Raw genomic sequence first — 26130 nt, 5'->3', positions numbered from 1 at the left:
ATCACAGTCGCTTGACTCCCTTTATGCGGACGGCCCGCGCCGCTCGCGACCTGGCTGCCTTGACCCGCATTCCGCTGCGCTGCTTGCCGATGCGCAGGCCGGTGCCGGAGGAGAGCCAGCGGGAGGCGGCGTCGCTTCCGCCCGGGCCGCCGCTGCTCTGGCTTTCGGAGAGCGGATTGCTCTCGGCGCGTCTGGCGAGCGCCATGATCAGCGGCACCGTGAAGGGCGCGAGGAGCAGGTCGTACACGGCGGCCGTGAACAGCAGGCTGCCCAGGCCCACATGGCGGGCGGCGGTGTCGCCGACGAGTGCGCCCACGCCCGCGTACAGCAGCGTCGAGCTGATGGCGGCAGCGACGACCACGACCATCGGTCCGGTGGCCGACTTGAGCTGGCCGTTGTCGGGGCGCACCAGGCCCGCGAGGTAGCCGATCACGCAGAGCACGAGTGCGTAGCGCCCGGCGGCGTGATCGGCGGGCGGGGCGAGGTCGGCGAGCAGGCCCGCGCCGAAGCCGATGAAGGCGCCGGCCATGTGCCCGTATACGAGGGCGAGTCCGAGGACGACGAGCAGCAGCAGGTCGGGGACGGCGCCGGGGAGCTGGAGGCGGGCGAGGACGGAGACCTGGATGACGAGGGCGACCACGACGAGTGTCGTGGAGAGCAGCATCCGGTTGAAGCGCATGACGGATCAGCTCCTACTCGTCGTTCTGGTCGTCGGCGTTCGCGTCGGCCGGATCAAGGCCGTCGCCCTGGACCTGCTCGCCGCCCTCGCCGTCCGCGGACGGGGTGACCGTCACCGTGACCGTGGGCGTGGGCTTGGGAGCCGCGGGCTTGGGCGGCAGGACCGTGTCGCGCGGATCGGACCTGGGCGCCACGACGACGACGCCGACGATGTCGAGCTTGCTGAAGCCGACGAACGGACGGACGTAGATGGTCCGGGTGAGGTCGCCGCCGGAGGGATCGACGCGGATGACCTCACCGACCGGGACGCCGGGCACGAACGGCTTGTCGGCCTGCGAGCCGAAGGTGACGAGCCGGTCGCCCTTCTTGACCTTGGCCTTGCCGTTGAGCAGCTGTACGGAGAGCGGACGGTCGCCCTGGCCGGTGGCGAAGCCCAGTTCGTCGGTCTTCTCCATCCGGGTGCCGACCGTGAAGTCCGGGTCGCTGGCGAGCAGTACGGTCGCGGTGTTCGGGCCGACCGTGGTGATCCGGCCGACGAGTCCGTCGCCGTTGAGGACGGTCATGTCGCGCTCGATGCCGTCGTTGGAGCCGACATCGATGGTCACCGTCCAGGAGAAGCCCTGGGCCGCTCCGATGGCGATGACCTCGGCGCCCTTGATGCCGTACTGTCCCGCGCCCGCCTTCTTGAGCATGTTGTCCAGCTCGCGCACCCGGCTGCGGTTGCGGTCGTTGCTGCCGAGCTTCGCCTTCAGCAGGGCGTTCTCGCGCTCCAGTTCGCCGATTCGGTCGTGACGCCGGCCCGAGTCGCGGACGGCTCCGATGGCATTGCCTATCGGGTCGACCGCTGCCGCGACGCCGTTCTCGACGGGTCCGAAGACCGTGGCGGCGGCCTGCCGGGCGCCGTCAACCGGTGACTCCTCGCCTCCGCGGATGTCCACCGTGATCAAAGCGAACGCGATGGCGATCAGCAGCACCAGGAGCAGCCGGCTCTCTCGTGTGTCCCTCACGTGCGACGGCCGTGCCTTCCTCGTAGGAATGTTGATGTCTGTATATCAACGATCCGCATACGGGTTGGCAGGCACCCGTATGGGGGTCCCCCCGCGCCCGCCAGGGGCGCAGGGGGAGGAATCCGCATGCCCGTCCGCTATCGGCGGGGCTGGGCGTCCAGGACCTGCTGGAGCGCCTCGAACTCCTCGACGCACTTGCCCGATCCGAGGGCCACCGAGTCCAGCGGATCCTCGGCGATATGGATCGGCATGCCGGTCTCACGGCGCAATCGCTCGTCGAGGCCGCGCAGCAGGGCGCCGCCGCCGGTGAGGACGATGCCTCGGTCCATCACGTCGCCGGACAGCTCCGGCGGGCACTTGTCGAGGGTGGTCTTGACGGCGTCGACGATCGCGTTGACCGGTTCCTCGATCGCCTTGCGGACTTCGGCGGCGGAGATGACCACGGTCTTCGGCAGACCGGAGACGAGGTCACGGCCGCGGATCTCGGTGTGCTCGTCCTTGTCCATGTCGTACGCGGAGCCGATGGTGATCTTGATGTTTTCGGCAGTCCGCTCACCGAGCAGGAGGGAGTACTCCTTCTTGATGTGCTGGATGATCGCGTTGTCCAGCTCGTCGCCGGCGACGCGAATGGACTGTGCTGTGACGATTCCGCCGAGTGAGATGACGGCGACTTCGGTGGTGCCACCACCGATGTCGACGACCATATTGCCGGTGGCTTCATGGACCGGGAGTCCGGAACCGATGGCCGCGGCCATCGGCTCCTCGATGATGTGCACCTGTCGGGCGCCCGCCTGCGTCGACGCCTCGATGACCGCGCGGCGCTCGACTCCTGTGATGCCGGAGGGCACACAGACGACGACGCGCGGACGGGCGAGGTACCGGCGCTTGTGAATCTTCAGGATGAAGTAGCGGAGCATCCGTTCGGTGATCTCGAAGTCGGCGATGACGCCGTCCTTCAGCGGCCGGACGGCAACGATGTTGCCAGGTGTCCGGCCGATCATCTTCTTCGCCTCGGCGCCGACCGCGAGAATGCCGCCCGTGTTGGTGTTGATGGCGACGACGGACGGCTCGTTGAGGACGATCCCCCGGCCCCTGACGTACACCAGCGTGTTGGCGGTCCCGAGGTCGACAGCCATGTCACGGCCGATGAACGACATGTTGTTCCCCATGAGGATGCGTCTGGCCTTCCCAAATCGAGCATTGATGGCTTTTTAGGATGGCGAGGTGGGTGCTGTGGCGTGGAGGCTTCATCGTAGTGCCGCCTGCACGGACACGGCGCGGTGGCCCGCCTCTGTATAGGTGACGAGGTGTTGCAGCGATGCGTTCCCGCAAAGCGCGGTCATATGCCGAAGGGCGACCGAAATTCCTTCGGTCGCCCCAGGTCATGAGCGCTGTATGGCTGACGGCCAATCAGGAAAGTCCGGGGAAGAAAATCTTGAGTTCCCGAATGGCGGACTCTTCGGAGTCCGAGGCGTGGATGAGGTTCTCCCGGACGATGGTGCCGAAGTCGCCGCGGATGGAGCCGGGCGCTGCGGCGATCGGGTCGGTCGGGCCGGCCAGCGCGCGAACGCCCTCGATGACCCGCTCGCCGTCGACGACCAGCACGACGACGGGACCCGACGCCATGAACTCGACCAGCGGCTCGTAGAAGGGCTTGCCCTTGTGCTCGCCGTAGTGCTGCTCCAGGGTCTCCTGGTCGAGGGTGCGCAGCTCCAGCGCGCTGATGGTCCAGCCGGCCTTGGCCTCGATCCGGCCGATGATCTCGCCGATCAGGCCGCGGCGTACGGCGTCGGGCTTGAGCAGGACGAGCGTGCGCTGGCTCACGGTACGGGCTCCTTCAGTGCGGATTCAGGAGTTTCGAGGCTACAGGGCCGGAAGGGGCACCGATTACGCAGCGTCAGGCTCTGACGAGGCCTGGGCCGCCCAGCGGGCCTTCGCCTCGTCGATCTTGCGGCCGAAGTGCACCGAGGCCCACCACAGGCCCGCGAAGACCGCCCCGAGGAAGAACATCGTCGGCACCACGAAACCGCTCACGACCAGCGCGATCTGCAGCGCCCAGCCGAGCTGCACCCCGCCGGGGCGGCTGAGCATCCCGCAGAGCAGGACCGAGAGCAGCATGCCGGCGCCGCAGACCGTCCAGACCGTCGCCGCCGCAAGGTCGTCGGACTTCATGGCGACGAGACCGGCGAAACCGATCACAAAGAATTCGCCGATCAGGGTGGATGCACAGAGCGTACGCATCAGATGTCAGCCCCTCCCCAGGAGCAGCCGGGCCTCGCCGACCGTGATCACCGAGCCGGTCACCAGGACGCCCGCGCCCGCGAACTCGGACTCCTCCTCGGCAAGCGTGATCGCCGCCTCCAGCGCGTCGTCGAGACGCGGCTCCACGACCACCCGCTCGTCGCCGAAGACCTCGACCGCGACCGCCGCCAGCTCGTCCACGTCCATCGCGCGATGGCTCGAATTCTGAGTGACGACGACCTCAGCGAAGATCGGCTCGAACGCCTCCAGGAAGCCCCGGACGTCCTTGTCGCCGGACGCGCCGACCACGCCGATGAGGCGGGAGAAGCCGAAGGACTCGGTGATCCCCGCCGCGCTCGCGCGGGCGCCGGCCGGGTTGTGCGCGGCGTCCAGGACGACCGTCGGGCTGCGGCGCACGACCTCCAGGCGGCCGGGCGAGGCCACCGAGGCGAACGCCTTGCGGATCGTGTCCATGTCCAGCGTGCGGGCCTGCTCGGCACCGATGCCGAAGAACGCCTCGACCGTGGCAAGCGCCACCGCGGCGTTGTGCGCCTGGTGCGCCCCGTACAGCGGGAGGAAGATCTCTTCGTACTCCCCGCCGAGTCCGCGCAGCGTCACCAGCTGGCCGCCCACCGCGACTTCGCGGGAGACGACGCCGAACTCCATGCCCTCGCGGGCGACCGTGGCGTCGACCTCGACGGCCTTCTTCAGCATCACCTGCGCGGCGTCAACCGGCTGCTGCGCCATGATGACCGTCGCGCCCTGCTTGATGACGCCGGCCTTCTCGACGGCGATCTCGGCGGGGGTGGAGCCGAGCCGGTCGGTGTGGTCCAGGTCGATGGGCGTGACGACGGCGACGGAGGCGTCAATGACGTTCGTCGCGTCCCAGCTGCCGCCCATGCCGACCTCGACGACCGCCACATCCACGGGCGCGTCGGCGAAGGCGGCGAACGCCATCCCGGTGAGCACCTCGAAGAAGGAGAGCCGGAACTCCTGAGCCGCGTCGACCATTTCGATGTACGGCTTGATGTCTTCGTACGTCTCGATGAAACGCTCGGCTTCGATCGGGGCGCCGTCCAGGCTGATCCGTTCGGTGACCGACTGGACGTGCGGCGAGGTGTACCGGCCGGTGCGCAGATCGAAGGCGCCAAGCAGGGCCTCGATCATGCGGGCCGTGGACGTCTTGCCGTTCGTCCCCGTGATGTGGATCGAGGGGTACGCGCGCTGGGGCTCGCCCAGCACATCCATCAGCGCCGCGATACGGGCGACGGAGGGCTCCAGCTTGGTCTCACCCCAGCGCCCTGCGAGCTCCTGCTCCACCGCGCGCAGCGCCTTGTCCACCTCCGGGTCTGCGGGCCGGGCGGGCACGGGGTCACCCTGGGGCGACCCGGCCTGCGCGCGCAGGGTACGGCTACCGGCCTCGATCACCGCCAGGTCGGGGTCACGGTCGGTCTCTGCGTCGACGATCTCGTCGAAAGGGTCGGGCTGCTCACTCACAGGGCCAGTCTACGGAGGAGCAGTGACAGGACGTTCACCCCGCCCTTTCGGGACGTTCGGAACGGGGCATGAAGGGGGCTTTACGCCGCGAGAGGCCCCGGAACCCCGGGGCCTCTCGTGGACGACTGGTGTACGGGCTACGCCTCCGGCAGCCGGTCCAGCTGCGCGGTGATCCGCGCGATGTCCTCCTCCGCCTTGGCGAGGCGGGTGCGGATCTTCTCGACCACGTTGTCCGGCGCCTTCGCGAGGAACGCTTCGTTGCCGAGCTTGCCCGTCGCCTGCGCCTTCTCCTTCTCCGCCGCGGCCAGGTCCTTCGCCAGCCGCTTGCGCTCCGCGGCGACGTCGATGGTGCCCGACAGGTCGAGCGCGACCGTGGCCCCCGCGACGGGGAGCGTCGCCGTGGCGCTGAAGCCCTCGCCCTCCGGCTGCAGACGCAGCAGCTGGCGGATGGCCGCCTCGTGCGGCGCCAGCGCGGTGCCGTCCAGGGTGAGCCGGGCCGGGACCTTCTGGCCGGGCTGCAGTCCCTGGTCCGAGCGGAACCTGCGGACCTCGGTGACGACCCGCTGGACCAGCTCGATCTCCTGCTCGGCGGCCTTGTCCCGGAAGCCGCTGTCGGCCGGCCAGTCGGCGATGACGACGGACTCCTTGCCGGTGAGCGTCGTCCACAGCGTCTCGGTGACGAAGGGGACGACCGGGTGCAGCAGCCGCAGCGTGACGTCGAGGACCTCGCCCAGGACGCGGCCGGAGACACGCGCCTGCTCGCCGCCCGCGAAGTACGTCGTCTTGGACAGCTCGACGTACCAGTCGAAGACCTCGTCCCAGGCGAAGTGGTAGAGGGCGTCGGACAGTTTCGAGAACTGGTAGTCCTCGTAGTACGCGTCGACCTCGGCCACGGTCGCGTTGAGCCGGGAGAGGATCCACCGGTCCGCCGCCGACAACTGCTCGGCGGGCGGCAGTTCGCCTTCCACCGTCGCGCCGTTCATCAGCGCGAAGCGGGTCGCGTTCCAGATCTTGTTGGCGAAGTTACGGGAGGCCTGGACCCAGTCCTCGCCGATCGGGACATCCACCCCCGGGTTGGCACCACGGGCCAGTGTGAACCGCACGGCGTCGGAGCCGTAAGTGTCCATCCAGTCCAGCGGGTTGACCGCGTTGCCGAAGGACTTCGACATCTTCTTGCCGAACTGGTCGCGGACCATGCCGTGCAGGGCAATGGTGTGGAACGGCGGGGTACCGTCCATCGCGTACAGGCCGAACATCATCATCCGGGCGACCCAGAAGAAGAGGATGTCGTACCCGGTGACCAGGACGGAGTTCGGATAGAACTTCTCGAGGCTCTCGGTCTGTTCGGGCCAGCCGAGGGTGGAGAAGGGCCACAGGCCGGAAGAGAACCAGGTGTCCAGGACATCGGTGTCCTGGGTCCAGCCCTCGCCCGTCGGCGGCTGCTCGTCCGGTCCGACGCAGACGACTTCGCCGTTCGGCCCGTACCAGACGGGAATGCGGTGGCCCCACCACAGCTGGCGCGAGATGCACCAGTCGTGCAGGTTGTCGACCCAGCCGAAGTACCGGGACTCCATCTCCTTCGGATGGATGTTCACGCGGCCGTCGCGGACCGCGTCACCCGCGGCCTGGGCGAGCGGGCCGACCTTGACCCACCACTGCATGGACAGCCGCGGCTCGATCGTCGTCTTGCAGCGCGAGCAGTGGCCGACGGAGTGCGTGTACGGACGCTTCTCGGCGACGATCCGGCCATCGGCACGCAGCGCGCCGACGATGGCGGAACGGGCCTCGAAACGGTCCAGGCCCTGGAACGGGCCGTGGGCCGTGATGACTCCGCGCTCGTCAAGGACGGCGAGCGAGGGCAGATTGTGGCGCTGGCCGATCTCGAAGTCGTTCGGGTCGTGGGCGGGCGTCACCTTGACGGCGCCCGTGCCGAACTCGGGGTCGACGTGCGCGTCGGCGACGACAGGGATTCGGCGGCCGGTGAGCGGCAGTTCGATCTCTGTGCCGACGAGGTGGGCATAGCGCTCGTCCTCGGGGTGGACCGCGACGGCGGTGTCACCGAGCATCGTCTCGGCTCGGGTCGTCGCGACCACGACCGAGGTGTCGCCCTCGCCGTAGCGGATCGAGACCAGCTCGCCGTCGTCGTCCTGGTACTCCACCTCGATGTCCGAGATGGCCGTCAGGCAGCGGGGGCACCAGTTGATGATGCGTTCGGCGCGGTAGATCAGCTCGTCGTCATAGAGCCTCTTGAAGATCGTCTGGACAGCCTGGGAGAGGCCCTCGTCCATGGTGAAACGCTCGCGGCTCCAGTCGACGCCGTCGCCGAGGCGGCGCATCTGGCCGGAGATCTGCCCTCCGGACTCAGCCTTCCACTGCCAGACACGCTCGACGAACGCCTCACGGCCGAGGTCGTGGCGGGACTTGCCTTCCTTCGCCAACTCGCGCTCGACGACGTTCTGGGTGGCAATACCGGCGTGGTCCATGCCGGGCTGCCACAGCGTCTCGTAACCCTGCATCCGCTTACGGCGGGTGAGGGCATCGATCAGCGTGTGCTCGAAGGCGTGGCCCAGGTGCAAGGAGCCCGTGACGTTCGGCGGCGGGATGACGATGGTGTACGGCGGCTTCTCGCTCTTGGGGTCCACCGTGAAGTAACCGCGCTCTACCCAGCGCTCATAGAGCTTCCCCTCTACCTCGGCCGGCGCGTACTGGGTCGGCAGTTCGGGGTTGCTGGCTGGCGGCTGCTGCTGAGCGTTCTCGGTCACGGGCTCAGTTTAGAGGTGTCACAGGGCCGTACTGAAACGGGATTCTTCGGTAACGGTGTGACCCCCGCCGCCCCATGGCCCGGGCGCTTGGGCCAGGATGTTCGAACCACATAAGTATCTGGAGGGGAACCCCGTAATGAGCTACAACCAGCCGGGCCCGTACGGCGGCCAGCCTCAGCAGCCCGGACCGTACGGTCAGCCGGGTCCCTACGGCCAGCAGCCGCCGCAGGCCCCGCAGCCCGGCTACGGGTACCCGCAGCAGCCTCCGCAGCCGCAGCCCGGTTACGGCTACCCGCAGCAGGCCCCGCAGGGAGTACCGCCGCAGCAGGATCAGTGGGGCCAGCCCCAGCAGCCGGGCCCGTACGGCCAGCAGCCCCAGTACCCCGGCCAGGTTCCGCCCCCGCCTCCCGCGCCGAAGAAGAAGACGGGCCTGATCATCGGTGCGGTGGTCGTGGCGCTCGCGGTGATCGGCGGTGGCGCGTTCTACCTGCTGGGCGGTGGTGGCGGCAACGGTGACGTCGCGGACGACACCAAGGGGTACAAGCTCACACCGGCGGCGTCGGTCGACGACTACAAGAGGGACGGCGCCGAGAAGTCGAAGCCCTCGACCGGCAAGGACAAGAAGGAGGCTGAGGCACTCGGGATCAAGAACCCGACCGAGGTGGCCGCCTCCTACAAGGCCGGCGACGCGAGCGATCCGCTCAAGGGCGGCAAGGTTCTCACCCTCGGCGGGCTGTGGGGAGAAGTCACCGACCCCGAGAAGGCGGTCGACGGCTACTTCGCGAGCATCAAGAAGGACGACGAGGAGGACAAGGACGTCGACGTCGAACTCATCGGCAGTCCCACCTCGGTCACGCCCTCCGGCTTCGAGGGCGCCCTGATGAAGTGCCAGAACGCCAAGCTCAAGAACACCAGTGACTCCGGCTCGTCGGCCACCGGTCCGAAGGAGATGGAGATCCCGATCTGCGTCTGGGCCGACTACAGCACCATCGCCTCCGTCAACGTCATCGACGTGGCGCAGATGATGGGCAAGGGTGGCAAGGCCATGTCGCAGGACCAGGTCGCCGAGCTTGCCGCCAAGCTCTACAAGACCTCGCGCACCAAGGTCTGATCCCCAAGAGCCCAACTCGAAAGGGGCGCCCGGCCAGTTGACTGGCCGGGCGCCCCTTTCGTCTAGCTGATTCGTGTGGCTGAGTTACGCCGACTTCTCGTGACGGCCGTCGTTCTTCACAATCCGCGGCTCCCGCGGAACCAGCGTCGGGTTCACGTTGTTGTGGACGACATCCGACGTGATGACCACGCGCGCGACGTCCTTGCGGGACGGCACCTCGTACATCACCGACATGAGGACCTCTTCCATGATGGCCCGCAGGCCACGCGCGCCGGTGCCGCGCAGGATCGCCTGGTCGGCGATCGCCTCCAGCGCCGGGAGGTCGAAGTCCAGCTCCACGCCGTCCAGTTCGAACAGGCGCTGGTACTGCTTCACCAGTGCGTTGCGCGGCTCGACCAGGATCTTGAGCAGGGCCTCGCGGTCCAGGTTGTGGACCGAGGTGATGACCGGGAGGCGGCCGATGAACTCCGGGATCATCCCGAACTTCACCAGGTCCTCCGGCATGACCTCCTGGAACTGGTCGCTCGCCTCGATCTCGCGCTTGGAGCGGATCGTCGCGCCGAAGCCGATGCCCTTCGCGCCCGCCCGCGACTCGATGATCTTCTCCAGGCCGGCGAAGGCGCCGCCCACGATGAACAGCACGTTCGTCGTGTCGATCTGGATGAACTCCTGGTGCGGATGCTTCCGGCCGCCCTGCGGGGGGACCGAGGCAGTCGTGCCTTCCAGGATCTTCAGCAGGGCCTGCTGGACGCCCTCGCCCGACACATCCCGGGTGATCGACGGATTCTCGCTCTTGCGGGCGACCTTGTCGATCTCGTCGATGTAGATGATCCCGGTCTCGGCCTTCTTGACGTCGTAGTCGGCCGCCTGGATGAGCTTCAGCAGGATGTTCTCGACGTCCTCGCCGACGTACCCGGCCTCCGTCAGCGCCGTCGCGTCGGCGATGGCGAACGGGACGTTGAGCATCCGGGCCAGGGTCTGGGCGAGCAGCGTCTTGCCGGACCCGGTCGGGCCGAGCAACAGGATGTTCGACTTGGCCAGTTCGATCGCGTCGTCCCGGCCCGCCCCGCCGCCGTTCTCGCCGGCCTGGACGCGCTTGTAGTGGTTGTACACCGCTACCGAGAGGGCCTTCTTCGCGGGCTCCTGCCCGACGACGTACCCCTCGAGGAACTCGTAGATCTCGCGCGGCTTGGGCAGTTCCTCCCACCGCACTTCGGAGGTCTCGGCGAGCTCCTCCTCGATAATCTCGTTGCAGAGGTCGATGCACTCGTCGCAGATGTACACACCGGGGCCTGCGATGAGCTTCTTCACCTGCTTCTGGCTCTTACCGCAGAACGAGCACTTGAGCAGGTCGCCGCCATCACCGATGCGTGCCACGAGGTGCTTCCCCTTCGCCTGGGAGCAGCTTGGTTCAGCCAGCTCCTGGTGCCTCATATCCGACGGTACCTTGCCGGGCCCCCCGTTCGGGCCCCCCTTGGCGCGGTTCACATTGTCGTGCACCACGCCAAGGGCGCCGATCCGGTCAGGCGGCCGCTGCGGCCGTGCTCTTACGGGTCGAGACGATCTGGTCGACGAGGCCGTACGCAAGGGCGTCCTCGGCGGTCAGGATCTTGTCACGCTCGATGTCGTCACGGATCTTCTCGATCGGCGTGGTGGAGTGCTTGGCCAGCATCTCCTCCAGCTGCGTACGCATCCGCAGGATCTCGTTGGCCGCGATCTCCAGGTCGGAGAGCTGCTCACGGCCGGTCTGCGAGGACGGCTGGTGGATCAGCACGCGGGCGTTCGGCAGGGCCATCCGCTTGCCGGGGGTACCGGCGGCGAGCAGCACGGCCGCGGCGGAGGCCGCCTGGCCCATGCAGACCGTCTGGATGTCCGGCTTCACGAACTGCATCGTGTCGTAGATCGCGGTCAGCGCGGTGAAGGAGCCACCGGGGCTGTTGATGTAGATCGAGATGTCGCGGTCCGGGTCCATCGACTCCAGGCACAGCAGCTGCGCCATGACGTCGTTGGCGGAAGCGTCGTCGATCTGCACGCCGAGGAAGATCACGCGCTCCTCGAAGAGCTTCGCATACGGGTCGTACTCGCGCACGCCCTGCGAGGTGCGCTCGACGAAGCGCGGGACGACGTAGCGGTTGTCCACCTGCGGGCCGGTGTAGAGGCCGCTGGCGGAGGCGCCGGGGAAGTTACTCATGTCGGTGTTCACCATCCTGGTGGCGTTCTGTGGGCTGGGGTGACCGGGGCGTGGACTGCCTGGCTCGGAGCTCGGAGCTCAGGGCTCAGGCGCCGGTGCCGCCGCCGCCCGGAACGCCCGATGCGGAGGCCATGATCTCGTCGATGAGGCCGTACTCCCTGGCCTCTTCAGCGGTGTACCAGCGGTCGCGGTCACCGTCACGGATGATCGTCTCGACGGTCTGACCGGAGTGATGGGCGGTGATCTCCGCCATGCGCTTCTTCGTGCGGAGCAGGTACTCGGCCTGGATCTTGATGTCCGAGGCGGTACCGCCGAGGCCGGCAGAACCCTGGTGCATGAGGATGTCGGTGTTGGGGAGCGCGAAGCGCTTGCCCGCGGTGCCGCCGGTCAGCAGGAACTGACCCATCGAGGCCGCCATGCCCATACCGATCGTGACCACGTCGTTCGGGATGTACTGCATGGTGTCGTAGATCGCCATGCCGGCCGTCACCGAGCCGCCGGGGCTGTTGATGTAGAGGTAGATGTCCTTGTCCGGTTCGGCGGCAAGGAGCAGCATCTGCGCCGTGATCTTGTTGGCGATGTCGTCGTCGACCTGCTGGCCGAGGAAGATGATCCGCTCACCGAGCAGCCGGTTGTAGACATGGTCGCCGAGGCCACCACCGATGGACGGCTCACCCGCGGCGTAAGGCATCAGATTCGTCACGTATCCACCTGCTCGTCTCTGACGGCTGCGGCCGTCTCAGCGTCTTCGTACTGGGGGCGGGGACTCCCCTGCCCTCGTATTCATGGACCCTAACGCGCAGGTGGGACAACGCCATCCCGGTTCCCGAACTGTTCGCTCGGAGCGCAAGGTACTGAGGGGCACAGCAGTACGACTCGGGCCCCGGGCGCAGGGTGCGTCCGGGGCCCGGCGTAGGGGTCAGCGCGAGGCTCAGGCCTCGGTCTTCTCCGTGTCCCCGTCACCCTCGGCGGCGGCCTCGACCGTCTCGGCGGCGGTCTCGGCCTCGTCCTCGTCGTCCTCGAGTTCGACGGCCTCACCGTTGGTGTCGATGACCTTGACGGACTCGACGACCACGGCGAGCGCCTTGCCGCGGGCGACCTCGCCCACGAGCATCGGCACCTGGCCGCCTTCGACGACCGCCTGGGCGAACTGGTCGGGGCTCATGCCGGAGGAGGCAGCACGCCGCATGAGGTGCTCGGTGAGCTCCTCCTGGTTGACGTTCAGCTTCTCCTTGTTGACCAGCTCGTCGAGGATGAACTGGGTCTTGATGCCCTTGACCGCCTGCTCCTTGGTCTCGGCATCGAACTCTTCCTCGGTCTTGCCCTGGATCTCCAGGTACTTGGCGAGGTCGAGGCCCATCTGGGCGAGCTGGTGGTTCACCAGGTTGTGCTTACGGGTGTTGACCTCGTCCTCGAGGAGCTTCTCGGGGATCGGCACCTCGGCCAGCTTCAGCAGCTCGTCCAGGACGCGCTCCTGGGCCTGGGTGGCCTGGTCGTACTGCTTCATGTTCTCGAGGCGCTTGCGGCTGTCCGCCTTCAGCTCCTCGAGGGTGTCGAACTCGCTCGCCATCTGAGCGAAGTCGTCGTCGAGCTCGGGGAGTTCGCGCGCGGCGACGGCGGTGACCTTGACGGTGACCTCGGCCGCCTTGCCCTCGGCGCTGCCGCCCTTGAGCTCGGAGGTGAAGGTGGCCTCGCCGTCGGCCTCGAGGCCGGTGACGGCCTCGTCGATGCCGTCGAGCAGCTCGCCGGAGCCGATGGTGTACTGGACGCCGCTCGCGACGCCGTCCTCCAGGACCTCGCCGTCGACCTTGGCCTCGAGGTCGATCGTCACGACGTCGCCCTCGGCGGCGGCACGCTCGACCGGGTTGGTGGAGGCGAAGCGCTCGCGAAGCTGCTCAACCGACTTCTCGACGTCCTCGTCGCTGACCTCGACGGCGTCGACGGTGACCTCGATGCCGGAGTAGTCCGGGATCTCGATGGCCGGGCGGATGTCTACCTCGGCGGTGAAGGCGAGCGTCTCGCCGTCCTTCAGCTCCGTGATGTCGACGTCGGGCTGGCCGAGCGGGTTGACCGCGGCCTCGTTGACCGCCTCGGTGTAGAACTTCGGGAGGGCGTCGTTGACCGCCTCCTCCAGCACCGCACCACGGCCGAACCGCTGGTCGATCACTCGGGCCGGGATCTTGCCCTTACGGAAGCCCTTGACCGTGACCTGCTGGTTGATCTTCTTGTACGCCGCGTCGAGGCTGTCCTTGAGCTCCTCGAAGGGCACCTCGACAGTGAGCCGAACCCGAGTCGGGTTCAGGGTCTCCACGGCGCTCTTCACGGTTCGGTCTCCTTGGTGGCTGATTCTGGGGTTCTGCTGCGTCCGCCGCACTGGAGGCGGCTCAGCGGATCGGCCCGGCTCTCCGTCCCACTCGCCGGCTCTTCGTCGGACGCGTCGGACACACGGGCACGCAGTTTGCATAGTAGCCGCAAGGAGGATGAGCCCCACAATGCGATCTTGAAGGGCGATCGTGCTGATGGTCGGGGTGGCCGGATTCGAACCGACGACCTTCCGCTCCCAAAGCGGACGCGCTACCAAGCTGCGCCACACCCCGTCGGTGCGACACGTAGGGTACATGCCCGCAGGCCATGCGGCTGCCGCATTCTCCGTGAGGCTTTCAGGGAGGCGTTGCGGGCGGAATGGGGTGTGCGGCACCGGCCCCGGACCCGCTACGATGCTCTTCGTAACCGCGGCCCTCGTGACCTGCGGTGCGATGCTTGCGGGCGTAGCTCAATGGTAGAGCCCTAGTCTTCCAAACTAGCTACGCGGGTTCGATTCCCGTCGCCCGCTCTCTTCAGGCCTCAGGCCCGGCTCGGTTGTTGTTCAACCGAGCCGGGCCTGAGGCGTTTCCAGCTCCAGGTCAGAAGTTGATCTGGTTGATGGTGTCGGCTATCGAGTCGAGGAACCTGTTGATCGACGGCGCCATGCCCGTCGAGGCGAGGAAGAAGCCGAACAGCACCGCGACTATCGCGGGTCCGGCCTTGATGGAGCCGCCGCGGATCAGCACCACGAGGATGATCGCCAACAGAAGCACCACAGACAGCGAAATGGCCACAACTGATCACACCCCTGGGTCGGTCCGCCTTGCCGGCCTGGGAGCGTGCGGCCCAGCACACCCCCGCCTTGACCATCGTGCCACCAACAGCCCTGTACATGCTGCCCGCTGACGAATCATCGATGACGGGATCACGCCATCCGCGCGCCCGCGCACGCCAGGGACGAAGGGGCGACTCGGCCGCCGGGGTGAAATGCGGGAAGGAATTCGGCCTGATCGTTGCCATGCCCCCACACGTCGCACACGAGAAATTCGAAGGTAATTGGTGAGGAAATTCACGTGGTCACAAGGTCGTGACGATATGCACCATTTAAGGGGGATTAATTGGGGCATAGTGGGCGGTTGGTGGCCGTTTCAGATTCGAATGGGGGGGCGTCCGTAGGGGGTTTTACGAAATCGAATCGGCGAGGCTAGGGTGCCTCAGATGTTCCACGCTCCGCATGAATATCAGAGGGCCCCGCTCCCCCAGGCCCGGGAGTCGGAGCCCGTCCCTACGACGCAGAAGACGGCCACACCGGCCGTCACGGCGCCTGCCGAGAAGGCTGCCGCGAAGTCCACCAGGCGAGACGCCTACTTCGACAACGCGAAGTATCTGGCCATGGTGCTCGTGGCCGTCGCCCACGCATGGGAGCCGGTGATGGAGGGCAGCCGCGCCTCCCGGGCGCTGTACATGCTCGTCTACACCTTCCACATGCCGGCCTTCATCCTCGTCTCCGGGTACTTCTCGCGGAGCTACACCGGCAGGCCCGACCAGCTCAGACGCATGCTGACCGGGATCGCCGTTCCGTACATCGTCTTCGAGGTGGTCTACTCCCTCTTCCGGCGATGGGCGCAGCACGCCCCCGAGCAGCCGATCAGCCTGCTCGACCCCTTCTATCTGACCTGGTTCCTGGTCGCCCTGTTCATCTGGCGGCTGACGACGCCGCTGTGGCGACTGATCCGGTGGCCGCTGCCGGTCGCGCTCGCCCTGGCCTCGCTCGCCGCGCTGACGCCGAACATCGGGGCGGACCTCAATCTCCAGCGCGTGCTGCAGTTCCTGCCGTTCTTCGTGCTCGGGCTGTGTCTGAAGCCCGAGCACTTCCAACTGGTGCGGCGGCGCGAGGTGCGGCTGCTGGCGCTGCCGCTCTTCGCGGGCGCGGGCCTCTTCGCGTACTGGGCCGCTCCCCGGATGGATCTGGGCTGGTTCTACCGGTCCAGCAGCGCACAGGACCTGGGTGTGCCGTGGTGGTCGGGGATTGTGATGACCCTCGCGTTCTTCGGGTGCGCGGTGCTCCTCATGGCCGGGTTCCTCGCGTGGGTGCCGCGCCGCAGGATGTGGTTCACGGTGCTGGGCGCGGGCACGATCTGCGGCTACCTGCTGCACGGCCTGCTGATCAAGGCCGCGGATTACGGGCATGTCTTCGAGGTGAACGCCTGGCTGAGCACGCCGGGCGGCGAGATCGTGGTGACGCTGGTCGCCGCGGCCGTGGTGACGCTGCTGTGCACTCCGCCGGTGCGGCGGGTGATGCGGTGTGTGACCGAGCCGGAGATGGCGTGGGCGTTCCGGCGGGACGCGACGGAGCTGGGACCCCGGCGCTGACCCGCTGAATCAGTCGCGCTTACCCGCTGAATCAGTCGGTGGGCTGCTCGTCCGGCAGGCCCAGCAGGCCGCGCATCTTCGCGTACTTCGCCGTCAGCCGGGTCCGCGTCGCCTCGTCGAGGGCGGCCAGGCGCGCCGGGTTGGCGTTGTGCGCGAGGTCGGCCTCCTTGACGAGGCGGGCGCCGGGCGTGGCGAGAATGCGCCGGGCGTAGTCCTCCGGGTCCTCGTCCTCGCCCTTGGTGAGGGCCAGGACCATGTCTTTGACGGACTGCGGCAGCGTGGCCGCGTCCAGCCACTCGCGGGTGAGCACCTCGTCCTCGACGGCGTCGTGCAGCCACCCGGCGGCGATCTGCTCCTCGCTCCCGCCGCGGGCGCGTACGCCTTCGGCCACGGCGGCGAGATGCTCGGTGTACGGGCGTCCCGACTTGTCTTTCTGGGCGGCGTGCGCCTCACGGGCGATGGCCTCGACCTCGGTGAGCGTGAGATACGGCATGGGACGACTGTACGGGCGTACGGTGCGCCGTTACGCAGGTGCTCCGGCGAAGGCGGGTGTGGTCGGGGCGGTCAACGCGCGGCGATCCGCGCCGAGTTCGGGCGGGAAGGTGTCCGCGGGGCCGACGGATCGGGGGTGGGGGCGCAACCCCACCCCGCGCTCACGCGTCCCGGCAGAGCAGCAGCAGCGCCCGGTCGTCGTTGACGTCCTTCGCGACCGCCTCGATCAGATGCCAGGCCGCGCCCTCGAAGCCGGAGGCGACGTAGCGGTCGGCCTCGCCGGTGAGGCGGTCGATGCCCTCGCTGATGTCACGGCCGGAGGCCTCCACCAGGCCGTCGGTGAAGAGCATCAGCACGTCTCCGGGGCGCAGGGAGCCCTTGACCGGGTCGAACTGGGCCCGGTCGTAGACGCCTAGCAGCGGCCCCTCCGCGGACTTCTCCTCCCAGCGGCCGCTGCCCGCGTTCAGCTGGAGCGCCGGCAGATGGCCCGCCGACAGCAGCTCGTAGTCCCCGGAGTCCAGGTCCAGGACGAGATGGATGGAGGTGGCGAAGCCCTCGTCCCAGTCCTGGCGGAGCAGATAGCCGTTGGCCGCGGGCAGGAAGCCGTGCGGCGGCAGCGAGCCGAGCAGCCCGCCGAAGGCGCCGGACAGCAGCAGCGCGCGGGACGCCGCGTCCATGCCCTTGCCCGAGACGTCGGTGAGGACGACCTCGAGGGTGCGTCCGCCGTTCGTACGGGCCGCGACCACGAAGTCGCCGGAGAAGGACTGGCCGCCGGCCGGGCGCAGCGACATCTCGCGGTGCCAGCCTTTCGGCAGCCGCGGCAGAGCGCTCTGTATTCGGATGCGTTCGCGCAGGTCGAAGAGCATCGTTCCGCCACGCCGCCAGGGCACGCCGACCCGGGCCCGGAACTGCGCGATCAGCAAGCCGAAGAAGCCGCACGCGGCGACTACCAGGACCGTGCCCGGGGTGACCCTGGCCGGGCCCTCGGTGTACGGGCCGAGCACGACCGACTCGAGGATCAGAGCCGCCGCGGCCGCCGCGTACAGACCCAGCAGGTTCGCCGGGCGCAGCAGCAGACCACCGGCCACGATCGGCAGGACCAGCGCCGCCGGGGACACCCAGACGGGCATCACGACCGTGCCCCAGGTGAAGGCGGGGATGGTCAGCAGCAGCCCGGCCAGCGCGATCCAGTCGGAGCCGTCGCCGCGGAAGTAGTCGACCCCGGATTTGCGCAGCGCAATACGGGCCCGGTGCACTGCCTTGCGCAACCGGGCCGTGTACGAGTCTGCTGCAGAGCCGCGGGCCATTGCCGTGGACCCTATCCACCCGCCCGCGTTCCGTGCAGGGGGACCCCTGTGACAATGTGTTCGAAATCGGGTCGCCCTGTTGCCGTAGCCCTGGTAGGCATGGCATATGACGATCGAGCTGCGGGTGCTGCGGCCATCCGAATGGGAAGACTGGTACGGGAAGTTGATGCTCGCCTTCGGCGGAGCCGTGGAGCCGCAGGAGGAGCGCGAGCTGTGGGACTCGCTGACCGAGCACGAGCGGTCGATCGGGGCCTGGGACGGCGACGACTGTGTCGGGACGGCCGGGGCGTTCTCGTTCGGGGTCTCGGTGCCGGGCGGCGCGATGGTGCCGGCCGCGGGCGTGACGATGGTCAGCGTGGCGGCGACGCACCGGCGGCGCGGGGTGCTCACCTCGATGATGCGCCGCCAACTGGACGACGTACGCGGCTGGGGTGAGCCGCTGGCCGTGCTGACGGCCTCCGAGCCGGAGATCTACGGACGGTTCGGCTACGGGATCGCGACCCAGCAGATGTCCGCGCAGATCGACACGGTCCGGGGGCGGATCACCGTCCCGGAGGGCTCCGACGCCGTCCGGCTGCGGTTCGCCAAAGTCGCGGATGTCGCCGCGGAGTGCGAGGCGGTGTACGTACGCAGCATCGGCTCACGGCCGGGCATGCTCGCCCGCAAGCCCGGCTGGGAGCGGCTGCCGCTGCTCGACCTGCCGGGAGAGCGGGACGGCGCGTCGCCGATGCAGTGTGTGGTCGCCGAGCGGCAGGGCGAGATCGTCGGCTTCGTCCGCTACCACAACAAGCCGGAGTGGGAGCCCCGCGGGCCGAGCGGCACCATCACGCTGCGGCACATCGAGGCACTCGACCCCGTGACGTACGCCGTGCTGTGGCGCTTCCTCTTCGACATCGACCTGACGGTGAAGGTGGTGGCTCGCAACCGGCCCGTGGACGATCCGCTGCTGCATCTCGTCAACGATGTGCGGCGGCTCGAAATGCGGGTGCGGGACGGGCTGTTCGTACGGCTGGTGGATCTGGGCGCAGCGCTTGAGGCGCGTACGTACCGGACGCCGGTGGATGTGGTCTTCGACGTCGATGACGCCTTCTGTCCCTGGAACGGCGGACGTTGGCGGCTGACCGGCGACGGCAAGGGCGCGTCCTGCAAGCGGACCGAGGACGACGCCGATCTGGCGCTGTCCGTACGGGAGTTGGGCTCGGCCTACCTGGGCGGGGTGTCGCTGGCGGCGCTGGCGGGCGCGGGCCGGGTGCGGGAGCTGCGGCAGGGGGCGCTGGCCGAGGCATCGTCGGCCTTCATCAGCGATGTCGCGCCCTGGCTGCCGCACGGCTTCTGACCGGACCCTCGGAGCTCCGCCCGGACCCCGCGCCTCAATCGCCGACGAGGCTTGTTCTCGAGGCTCTGCCCCGGACCCCGGTCCTCAATCGCCGAACGGGCTTGAAATCAAGCCCGTTGGGGGTCCCCCCGGACGAAGTCCGGGGGGAGATTGAGGACAACGCCCGAAGGGCGTACGGGGGTCTGGGGGCGCAGCCCCCAGTCACGGGAAGGGGCGGGTGGGGAACTAACCCTGCTGGCAGGACGCGCACCAGAAAAGATTGCGCGCGGCGAGACCGGCGGTGCGGATCTCGCCGCCGCAGACATGGCAGGGCAGTTGCGCCCGGCGGTAGACATAGACCTCGCCGCCGTGGTCGTCGACGCGCGGCGGACGCCCCATCGCCTCGGGGGTGTGCTCGGGCCGGACGGTGTCGATGCGGTTGTTGCGTACCCCCTCGCGCATCAGCTCCACGAGGTCCGTCCAGATCGCGGTCCACTCGGCGCGGCGGAGGTCCTTGCCCGCGCGGTAGGGGTCGATGCCGTGCCGGAAGAGGACCTCGGCGCGGTAGACATTGCCGACGCCCGCGATGACCTTCTGGTCCATCAGCAGCGCGGCGATGGTGGTACGGGAGCGGGAGACGCGGGCCCAGGCCCCGTCAGGATCGTCGTCCGCGCGCAGCGGGTCGGGGCCGAGGCGGTCGTGTATCGCCTGCTTCTCGCCGTCGGTGATCAGCGCGCAGGCGGTGGGGCCGCGCAGATCGACGTACGCGGTGGGGCAGGCCAGCCGCAGCCGGACCGTGTCGGTCGGCGGGGGCGCGGGCGCGTCGCCGAAGTTCACCTTGCCGAAGAGGCCCAGGTGGATATGGACCCAGCCGAGCGGGCCGAAGCCGAGGAAGAGGTGCTTGCCGTGCGCCTCGGTGCTCTCCATGGCCTGGCCGTCGAGCAGCGCCGCACTGTCGGAGAACTTCCCCTGCGGGCTGGTCGCCCGCACAGGCCGGCCGCCGAACCTCTCGAATTGGTCGGCGGCCAGTCGGTGGATCGTGTGACCCTCGGGCACGCTCAGCCCTGCTGCGGGTGGTGCGCGGGGATCGGGGGGAGCTCGCCGGTCGTCTCGTACGCCGTGAGCATCTCGATGCGCCGGGTGTGACGCTCCTCACCCGAGTACGGCGTTGTGAGGAAGATCTCGACGAACTTCGTCGACTCCTCCAGCGTGTGCATCCGGCCGCCGATGGCGACGACGTTGGCGTGGTTGTGCTCACGGCCGAGTGCGGCCGTCTGCTCGCTCCAAGCGAGTGCGGCACGCACGCCCTTGACCTTGTTCGCGGCGATCTGCTCGCCGTTGCCGGAGCCGCCGATCACGATGCCGAGGCTGTCCGGGTCCGCGGCCGTCTTCTCGGCGGCACGCAGGCAGAACGGCGGGTAGTCGTCCTGGGCGTCGTAGATGTGGGGGCCGCAGTCGACGGGCTCGTGGCCATGGGCCGTGAGCCACTCGACGAGGTGGTTCTTGAGTTCGAAGCCGGCATGGTCGGAGCCGAGGTACACGCGCATGGTCAAAGTGTGGCACGCGCGGGGCTGGGTAGCGGCCAGCGGGGTCCGGACCTGTCAGCGGTCGCGGGCCTTCCGGTTACCGCATCGACCTAACGATACGGAGACGGGTCTTCCGTCATCAGGTGTCGCAGGTTTGAATGCGGGGGCTCGTAACCCGAGTGCTCTCGAACCTAAGGAATCGTCCATGACCTCGCAGCAGACCCTCACGAAGGAAGGCGGAAAGCCCGAAACACCCGGGAATCCGCAGCCCTCCGACGGTCTCCAGGCCGGTCTCAAGAACCGCCATCTGTCCATGATCGCCATCGGCGGCGTGATCGGCGCGGGCCTGTTCGTCGGCTCCAGTTCCGGTATCGCCGCGGCAGGCCCGGCCATCCTTCTGTCATACGCACTCGTGGGCGCGCTGGTCGTCTTCGTGATGCGGATGCTCGGTGAGATGGCCGCCGCAAATCCGACCTCCGGCTCCTTCTCCGCCTACGCGGACCGGGCGCTCGGCCGCTGGGCCGGGTTCTCGATCGGCTGGCTGTACTGGTTCTTCTGGGTCGTGGTGCTGGCCGTCGAGGCGACGGCCGGAGCGAAGATCCTCGAAAGCTGGATGCCGGCGGTCCCGCAGTGGGGCTGGGCGCTGATCGTGATGGTCGTGCTGACGGCGACGAACCTCGCGTCGGTGTCGTCGTACGGAGAGTTCGAGTTCTGGTTCGCGGGCATCAAGGTCGTCGCGATCAGCGCGTTCGTACTGATCGGTGTGCTCGCGGTCTTCGGGGTGCTGCCCGGCTCGGACAACCCCGGTGCGGGCTTCGCGCACCTCACCGACGCCGGCGGATTCCTGCCGAACGGCGCGGGCGCGATCCTGACCGGTGTGCTGATGGTCGTCTTCTCCTTCATGGGCAGCGAGATCGTGACCCTGGCCGCCGGTGAGTCCGAGGACCCGCAGCGCGCGGTCACCAAGGCGACGAACAGCGTGATCTGGCGGATCGGCGTCTTCTACCTGGGCTCCATCTTCGTGGTGCTGACGCTGCTGCCGTGGAACGACAAGTCGATCCTCGACAAGGGCTCGTACGTCGCCGCCCTCGACTCGATCGGCATCGCGCACGCCGGCCAGATCATGAACGTGATCGTGCTGACTGCAGTGCTGTCGTGCCTCAACTCCGGGCTCTACACCGCCTCCCGGATGGCGTTCTCGCTCGGGCAGCGTGGCGATGCTCCGAAGTCCTTCGCCCGTACGAACTCGCGTGGCGTGCCGCAGGCGGCCATTCTCGGGTCCGTGATCTTCGGCTTCCTCGCCGTCTTCTTCAACTACAAGTGGCCGGACACCGTCTTCGCGTTCCTGCTGAACTCGTCCGGCGCGGTCGCGCTGTTCGTGTGGCTGGTCATCTGCGTCACCCAGCTGCGGATGCGCGGGATCATCCAGCGCGAGACGCCGGAGAAGCTCGTCGTGCGGATGTGGCTCTTCCCGTATCTGACCTGGCTGACCATCGCGATGATCCTGTTCGTGCTGGGCTACATGGTCTACGACGGGGGCGACGCACGGGATCAGGTGCTGCTGTCTCTGCTGGTGGCGGCGGTGGTGATCGCGATCGCGGTCGGCCGTTCGAAGTTCGGGCGCCGCGGCGCGGACATCGAGCTGGATCAGAGCGGTGTGAAGGACTCGGTCACCCGGTCGTAGGTGGTCAGCGCGGTGCGCCGGACGGCGGCGTCGTACCAGATGTTGAGCTGGTACGACTTGCCGCCGGCGGTGAAGCCGAGCTGGCTGGCGCGCCAGGGTGCGCCGTCCTGGGTGAAGACGTACTCCCAGATGATCGCGGGGTTGCCGCGGAAGGTGGTGCGTTCCAGGCGGAGCTTGCGGTAGCCGGGGGCGTCGTGGCTGTCGCGTTCGAACTGCTGCCATTGGGTGAGGAGATCGCCGCCTCGTGCGAGTGCGTACGAGGCGGCGATTTCTTGTGTCCCGTCCGGCGAGTGGTAGTGGACGTTGGAGGGGCTTTTCGCACTGCGGGTCCAGGCCTTGGGGGGCGCCCAGGCGAAGCCGGTCTCGCTGCGGGTGCCGGGGGGTGGGGTGGTGGGGGGTGGGGTGGTGGGGGGTGCCTGGGAGGTGCCGGCCACGGTGGGGGGCGGCGACGTGGCTTCGAGGCGGGTGCCGGGGTGCGGGTCCTGGCCCTGGGATGTGAGGACGAGGACGAGGGTGACGGCGGCGAGGGCGGCGGTGGCGGTGGCAATGAGGGCGCGGCTGGGGATGGGGGTGCGCTTGGGGGGCCGGGCTTCGGGCCCCTGGGTTGCGCCGGGCTCGGTGCGGGGAGTTTGTTCCCCCACCCCGCCCCTTCCCTGAACCGGAGGCATGCCTCCGGGCCCCCAGCCTGCGCGGCCCTCCGGGCGCGCAGGCGCGGGCACCGGCGGCGCGAGCCCCGCGGCGGGCTCTGCCTCACCCTCCGCGGACGCGGGCGGGTCCGCATCTTTGGGAGCGGGCCCCGGCCTGGTCGCGGGTGCCCCGGAGGGCGACCGGTCCGCAGCGGGCGCGGGCCCGGGTGTCGGGCCGTCCGCCGGAGGTGCGGGCGCCGGGGCGGGGTCCGCGCCGGTAGGAGCAGGCTGTGGAACAGGAACAGGAACAGGAACAGGCGCGGGCTCCTGCTCAGGCTCCGCGGGCACGGGCTCCAAGGGCGGCGGTGGGGGCGGGACGAGGAGTGTGGGGACGTACGCCGAAGTCGCCCTCGTCAGCATCGTCTCCAGCGCGTCCAGCGTCGGGCGGGCCTCCGGGTCCTTCACCAGCAGCGACGCCAGCACCGGGCTCAACGGGCCCGCGTCCGGCGGGAGTTCGGGCTCCTCGTACAGCACCGCGTGGAGCGTCGCCAGCGTCGTCGGGCGGGCGAAAGGGGACTGGCCCGCCACCGCCGCGCACAGGGTGGCGCCCAGCGACCACAGGTCCGACGCAGGGCCCTGCGGGCGGCCGCCCACCCGTTCCGGGGCCATGTAGTCCGGGGAGCCCACCAGCATCCCCACCACCGTCAGCGCCTTCGCGTCCTGGATCGCGGCGATGCCGAAGTCCGTCAGGACCACCCGGCCGGACCGGCCCAGCAGGATGTTGCCGGGCTTGATGTCACGGTGCAGCACTCCCACCGCGTGGACCTCGCGCAGCGCCGCCACCACACCGAGACCGATGCGCGCGGCCTCGCGCGAGGACACCGGGCCGTCCTCCACCAACAGGCGTTCCAGGGACCGGGATTCGACGAGCTCCATCACGATCCACAGCCGGTCGCTCTCCTCGACCACGTCGTAGACCCGCACCACATTGGGGTGGTCGATACGCGCGGTCGCACGCGCCTCGCGCAGGGTGCGTTCGCGGCGGATACGGGTGTCCTCCGCGTCCGCGTCGTCCATCCGCATCTCTTTGACCGCGACCGGCCGGTCAAGAATTACATCGGCCGCCCGCCACACCCGCCCCATTCCCCCCTGCCCAATGCTTTCGTCCAGCCGGTAACGCCCCGCCACCAATAGCCCTGGGATACCCGGCATTCCCTTCCTCCCCGTCAGACCCTGCTGCGACCAGGACAGAAGCATGAACTTTCCCCCATGACAGCATAGTTCGCCGCAATCTTGTGGAACCCTTCTTGTACGCACTGTCCGATGTGCATCAAGGGGGCTGGGAAATGCAGGTATTGAAAAGGTCAGGAAAATCCTCGGGGGCATTCATCGCGTTCATTGCGGCGGTCGTACTGACTCTTCCGGTCAGCGCGCACGCCGCCGACGACCCCACGCCCGGGAGCAGCAAGGGGGGCTCCCCCGGGCCCGCCGCACCCGCGGACGTGAAGATCACCACCGAGCTGCCGGTGAAGATCACCGTCAAGAACAAGAGCGAGCAGACCACCGTGACAGCGAAGGTCAAGAACAGCGGGAGCAAGGACAGCGGACCCATCACCCTCTCCGTCGTCGGGTTCGACGGCATGCGGATCACCGGCGTCGAGGGCTGCATGCCCATCCCCGAGGCGCGCCTCCCCCAGGGCTCCAACAGCGGCTTCGCCTGCGTCATCGACAACCTCGCCGCCGGCAAGGACCGTTCGTATCAGGTCGCCGCGACGTTCGATCTGCAGAAGACCGGCAAGATCTGCCTCCCGGTCACTGTCGGCACCAGCGAGAAGCTGATCTGGCAGCAGGGCCCCGTCCCCTTCGGCGCATCGCAGCCGACGCCCAACGCCCCCGACACTCCCCTGCTGCTCGGCACCGAGAATGTGCCCTTCGGGCCGCAGAAACCACCGGCCGCCGAACTGCCGCGCACCGGTACGCCGGACGGCACCCTGCCGCTCGGACTGGCCGCACTCGCGCTCCTCGTGATCGGCGGCACGGGGATCTGGTGGACGACCCGGAGCGAACGGTAAGCAGGTAGGGCCCGCGACCGTCGTCGGTCGCGGGCCCCAGTCCTCAACACGGCGTTTGTCAGCCCCGCCGGTCGATGAGCTTCCACGCCGTGGGCAACGCGCCCATCGCCAGTGCCGCCTTCAGCGCGTCACCGATCAGAAAGGGCGTCAGACCGGCGGCGACGGCCTGCGACAGCGTCATGCCGGTGGCCAGCGCCAGGTACGGGACACCGACCGCGTAGATGATCACGGAGCCGGCCGCCATCGCGCCCGCCGTGCGCAGCATGGAGCGGTCGGCGCCGCGGCGCGCGAGGGCGCCGACGGCCGTGGCGGCGAGCACCATGCCGAGGATGTAGCCGAAGGACGGCATCGCATAGCCCGAAGCGCCCTGGGCGAACCAGGGCATGCCCGCCATGCCGACGACCGCGTAGAGCGCGAGGGAGAGGAATCCGCGGCGGGCGCCGAGCGTGGTGCCGACGAGGAGGGCCGCGAAGGTCTGGCCGGAGACGGGGACCGGGGAGCCGGGGACCGGGACGGCGATCTGGGCCGCTATGCCGGTGAGCGCGGCGCCCCCGACGACCAGCGCGATGTCCTTCGTACGAGATGCAGGCAGCAGGTCGGCGAGGACCGCTCCCGGGCGTGAGATGACGGAAGCAGTGCTCATCGGGACTCCGCGAAAGGTGAGGGCAGGTAAGGACAGGCCGACGGTAGCCGACCGGGAATCGCTCGATCACCGTCAGCCGGCGACAAAGGCCGACTCTGCTGCTTGGTCGGGTTCACACAAAGGTGGCCCGTCATGCACGAGTTGGCGTGACGCTCGTCACTGAGGTCGGAGCCGAGTCGGCCCGTTTTTCGCAGCGGGGCCGAACTTGGGGAGACTGTGGGGTCCCACCAAACCATCCGGGTGAGAGAGGTACCGGCGCGAAGTGTGTGAGTGTTCACCTTGTGTGAGCATCGTGCCCGTA

23 protein-coding genes and 2 tRNA genes are annotated in these 26130 nt (G+C 68.6%); 6 read left to right on the top strand and 19 right to left on the bottom strand.

What is annotated here, in order from left to right; translation table 11 throughout:
* Position 1: 1 nt before the first annotated feature.
* From mreD to ACZ3H8_RS33495, 7 genes are all read right to left on the bottom strand, one after another.
* Positions 2–679, bottom strand: a complete 678-nt coding sequence (gene mreD / locus ACZ3H8_RS33525; protein WP_398988570.1) for a rod shape-determining protein MreD — start codon at positions 677–679, stop codon at positions 2–4.
* Positions 680–692: 13 nt separating this feature from the next.
* Entirely contained in the window at positions 693–1685 is a 993-nt protein-coding gene (gene mreC, locus ACZ3H8_RS33520; protein ID WP_467408148.1) for a rod shape-determining protein MreC, read from the bottom strand.
* A 137-nt stretch (positions 1686–1822) separates the two neighbouring features.
* Positions 1823–2842, bottom strand: coding sequence for a rod shape-determining protein (locus ACZ3H8_RS33515; protein ID WP_142218247.1), 1020 nt, complete (start codon positions 2840–2842; stop codon positions 1823–1825).
* Positions 2843–3095: 253 nt separating this feature from the next.
* On the bottom strand, positions 3096–3509 hold the full coding sequence (gene ndk, locus ACZ3H8_RS33510; RefSeq protein WP_389190161.1) for a nucleoside-diphosphate kinase: 414 nt from the start codon (positions 3507–3509) through the stop codon (positions 3096–3098).
* 63 nt (positions 3510–3572) lie between these two features.
* Positions 3573–3926, bottom strand: coding sequence for a DUF4233 domain-containing protein (locus tag ACZ3H8_RS33505; RefSeq protein WP_467408146.1), 354 nt, complete (start codon positions 3924–3926; stop codon positions 3573–3575).
* A 6-nt stretch (positions 3927–3932) separates the two neighbouring features.
* Complete coding sequence (gene folC / locus ACZ3H8_RS33500; protein WP_467408145.1) at positions 3933–5423, bottom strand: bifunctional tetrahydrofolate synthase/dihydrofolate synthase; 1491 nt, start codon at positions 5421–5423, stop codon at positions 3933–3935.
* Between the two features lie 137 nt (positions 5424–5560).
* Positions 5561–8185, bottom strand: coding sequence for a valine--tRNA ligase (locus tag ACZ3H8_RS33495; protein ID WP_467408143.1), 2625 nt, complete (start codon positions 8183–8185; stop codon positions 5561–5563).
* Positions 8186–8321: 136 nt separating this feature from the next.
* Here ACZ3H8_RS33495 and ACZ3H8_RS33490 point away from each other — a divergent pair, with 136 nt between their 5' ends.
* Positions 8322–9296 carry a hypothetical protein gene (locus ACZ3H8_RS33490; RefSeq protein ID WP_467408142.1) on the top strand — a complete coding sequence of 325 codons (975 nt, stop codon included), beginning with the start codon at positions 8322–8324 and terminating at the stop codon, positions 9294–9296.
* A gap of 84 nt (positions 9297–9380) precedes the next feature.
* Here the strand turns inward: ACZ3H8_RS33490 and clpX are convergent, their stop codons facing one another.
* From clpX to ACZ3H8_RS33465, 5 genes are all read right to left on the bottom strand, one after another.
* Positions 9381–10673 (bottom strand): ATP-dependent Clp protease ATP-binding subunit ClpX, encoded by a 1293-nt coding sequence (clpX, locus tag ACZ3H8_RS33485; protein WP_307663518.1) that lies wholly within the window; start codon positions 10671–10673, stop codon positions 9381–9383.
* Positions 10674–10818: 145 nt separating this feature from the next.
* A complete protein-coding gene (locus ACZ3H8_RS33480; protein ID WP_356226350.1) occupies positions 10819–11502 on the bottom strand; it encodes an ATP-dependent Clp protease proteolytic subunit in 684 nt (227 codons plus the stop codon).
* Between the two features lie 70 nt (positions 11503–11572).
* The gene (locus tag ACZ3H8_RS33475; protein ID WP_467408140.1) at positions 11573–12190 is read right to left on the bottom strand and encodes an ATP-dependent Clp protease proteolytic subunit; all 618 of its coding nucleotides are present in this window, start codon (positions 12188–12190) and stop codon (positions 11573–11575) included.
* A gap of 228 nt (positions 12191–12418) precedes the next feature.
* Positions 12419–13810: a trigger factor gene (tig, locus tag ACZ3H8_RS33470; protein WP_467408138.1), complete on the bottom strand. Its 1392-nt coding sequence runs from the start codon at positions 13808–13810 to the stop codon at positions 12419–12421.
* Positions 13811–14007: 197 nt separating this feature from the next.
* Positions 14008–14084 (bottom strand) — tRNA-Pro (locus tag ACZ3H8_RS33465).
* Positions 14085–14249: 165 nt separating this feature from the next.
* Here ACZ3H8_RS33465 and ACZ3H8_RS33460 point away from each other — a divergent pair.
* Positions 14250–14320: transfer RNA gene (locus ACZ3H8_RS33460), tRNA-Gly, on the top strand.
* A 70-nt stretch (positions 14321–14390) separates the two neighbouring features.
* Here the strand turns inward: ACZ3H8_RS33460 and ACZ3H8_RS33455 are convergent.
* Entirely contained in the window at positions 14391–14585 is a 195-nt protein-coding gene (locus tag ACZ3H8_RS33455; protein WP_215097656.1) for a hypothetical protein, read from the bottom strand.
* Between the two features lie 424 nt (positions 14586–15009).
* On the opposite strand from ACZ3H8_RS33455, the gene ACZ3H8_RS33450 reads away from it, so the two are divergent.
* A complete protein-coding gene (locus ACZ3H8_RS33450; RefSeq protein WP_467408136.1) occupies positions 15010–16164 on the top strand; it encodes an acyltransferase family protein in 1155 nt (384 codons plus the stop codon).
* A 31-nt stretch (positions 16165–16195) separates the two neighbouring features.
* Here ACZ3H8_RS33450 and ACZ3H8_RS33445 read toward each other — a convergent pair whose 3' ends face one another.
* Together ACZ3H8_RS33445 and ACZ3H8_RS33440 are read right to left on the bottom strand one after the other, a co-directional pair.
* Positions 16196–16657: an HD domain-containing protein gene (locus tag ACZ3H8_RS33445; RefSeq protein WP_467408134.1), complete on the bottom strand. Its 462-nt coding sequence runs from the start codon at positions 16655–16657 to the stop codon at positions 16196–16198.
* Between the two features lie 160 nt (positions 16658–16817).
* A complete protein-coding gene (locus tag ACZ3H8_RS33440) occupies positions 16818–17963 on the bottom strand; it encodes a PP2C family protein-serine/threonine phosphatase (RefSeq protein WP_467408132.1) in 1146 nt (381 codons plus the stop codon).
* A gap of 106 nt (positions 17964–18069) precedes the next feature.
* On the opposite strand from ACZ3H8_RS33440, the gene ACZ3H8_RS33435 reads away from it, so the two are divergent.
* A complete protein-coding gene (locus tag ACZ3H8_RS33435; RefSeq protein ID WP_467408131.1) occupies positions 18070–19299 on the top strand; it encodes a GNAT family N-acetyltransferase in 1230 nt (409 codons plus the stop codon).
* A gap of 225 nt (positions 19300–19524) precedes the next feature.
* On the opposite strand, the gene ACZ3H8_RS33430 is transcribed toward ACZ3H8_RS33435, so the two are convergent.
* Both ACZ3H8_RS33430 and ACZ3H8_RS33425 read right to left on the bottom strand, forming a co-directional pair.
* A complete protein-coding gene (locus ACZ3H8_RS33430; protein WP_467408129.1) occupies positions 19525–20334 on the bottom strand; it encodes an Fpg/Nei family DNA glycosylase in 810 nt (269 codons plus the stop codon).
* Between the two features lie 2 nt (positions 20335–20336).
* Entirely contained in the window at positions 20337–20825 is a 489-nt protein-coding gene (locus ACZ3H8_RS33425; RefSeq protein ID WP_467408128.1) for a ribose-5-phosphate isomerase, read from the bottom strand.
* Between the two features lie 184 nt (positions 20826–21009).
* Between ACZ3H8_RS33425 and ACZ3H8_RS33420 the strand changes: the two genes are divergently transcribed.
* A complete protein-coding gene (locus ACZ3H8_RS33420; protein WP_467408126.1) occupies positions 21010–22488 on the top strand; it encodes an amino acid permease in 1479 nt (492 codons plus the stop codon).
* Here ACZ3H8_RS33420 and ACZ3H8_RS33415 read toward each other — a convergent pair.
* Positions 22452–24248 (bottom strand): serine/threonine-protein kinase, encoded by a 1797-nt coding sequence (locus ACZ3H8_RS33415; protein ID WP_467408256.1) that lies wholly within the window; start codon positions 24246–24248, stop codon positions 22452–22454. The genes ACZ3H8_RS33420 and ACZ3H8_RS33415 overlap by 37 nt on opposite strands.
* A gap of 212 nt (positions 24249–24460) precedes the next feature.
* On the opposite strand from ACZ3H8_RS33415, the gene ACZ3H8_RS33410 reads away from it, so the two are divergent.
* The gene (locus ACZ3H8_RS33410) at positions 24461–25186 is read left to right on the top strand and encodes a hypothetical protein (RefSeq protein ID WP_467408125.1); all 726 of its coding nucleotides are present in this window, start codon (positions 24461–24463) and stop codon (positions 25184–25186) included.
* A 58-nt stretch (positions 25187–25244) separates the two neighbouring features.
* Here the strand turns inward: ACZ3H8_RS33410 and ACZ3H8_RS33405 are convergent, their stop codons facing one another.
* On the bottom strand, positions 25245–25829 hold the full coding sequence (locus ACZ3H8_RS33405; protein WP_467408123.1) for a biotin transporter BioY: 585 nt from the start codon (positions 25827–25829) through the stop codon (positions 25245–25247).
* Positions 25830–26130: the final 301 nt, after the last annotated feature.

This window comes from Streptomyces sp. NPDC002868 (assembly GCF_055563295.1).
The sequence above is the reverse complement of the archived record's forward strand: the minus strand, read 5'-3'. Positions and strand labels throughout refer to the sequence as shown.